The following is a 744-nucleotide window of genomic DNA, read 5'->3' as shown; positions in this document are numbered from 1 at the left end:
CCAAGGCATTCACCGTGCGCCCTTAATAACTTAATCTCAATTGTTTTAAGTCAAACGCTCGCATCATCAACTGACAAGCGCTTTCTTTCAAAGCATAAGCTAGACAAATACGAGAATGTTCAACTCAAAACCTTAGTTATTAATCTGTGAGTGTTCTGTTGAACACTAGCGATTATTTTTGAATTCAAGCTTTTAAAAACTCTAATTCACTCGGTTTTGCTTGGTAAAATCTATACTTACTATCTAGTTTTCAATGTGCAATTTCATTTAATTATAAATGGTGGAGACTAGCGGGATCGAACCGCTGACCTCCTGCGTGCAAAGCAGGCGCTCTCCCAGCTGAGCTAAGCCCCCATATTAAATTCTAGAGTGGGCCTAAGTGGACTCGAACCACCGACCTCACGCTTATCAGGCGTGCGCTCTAACCAGCTGAGCTATAGGCCCTCAATTATTTTCGAGTCAAGCGCTTTCACTCTTCTTCATTCTCGCTTCAAGTGTGCAGTTACTTACACTAAGTAAGCTCCTTTCACTTTCAGCTCAATTCATCGATTGAGAATCGCTTTCTTTCGAAAATGATATTTTTAAGAGTCAAGCATTTGCACTTTCCTCTATTTAATTGAACACTCTGATGAGCATTCAAAACTAAATGCAATATATCACCGTTATTCCGTTTTCACGTTCTAACGAACGTGTTCCGAATAATAATCCTTAGAAAGGAGGTGATCCAGCCGCACCTTCCGATAC

At 40.5% G+C, this 744-nt stretch carries 2 tRNA genes; both read right to left on the bottom strand.

From position 1 onward, the window contains the following. Positions 1-278: 278 nt before the first annotated feature. Positions 279-354 (bottom strand) — tRNA-Ala (locus tag CD039_RS11335). Positions 355-370: 16 nt separating this feature from the next. Then, positions 371-444, bottom strand: a tRNA-Ile gene (locus CD039_RS11330). Positions 445-744 lie beyond the last annotated feature (300 nt).

The organism is Staphylococcus argensis (assembly GCF_002902305.1).
Taxonomy (GTDB): Bacteria; Bacillota; Bacilli; order Staphylococcales; family Staphylococcaceae; genus Staphylococcus; species Staphylococcus argensis.
This window is presented reverse-complemented; position numbering and strand designations above follow the sequence as displayed.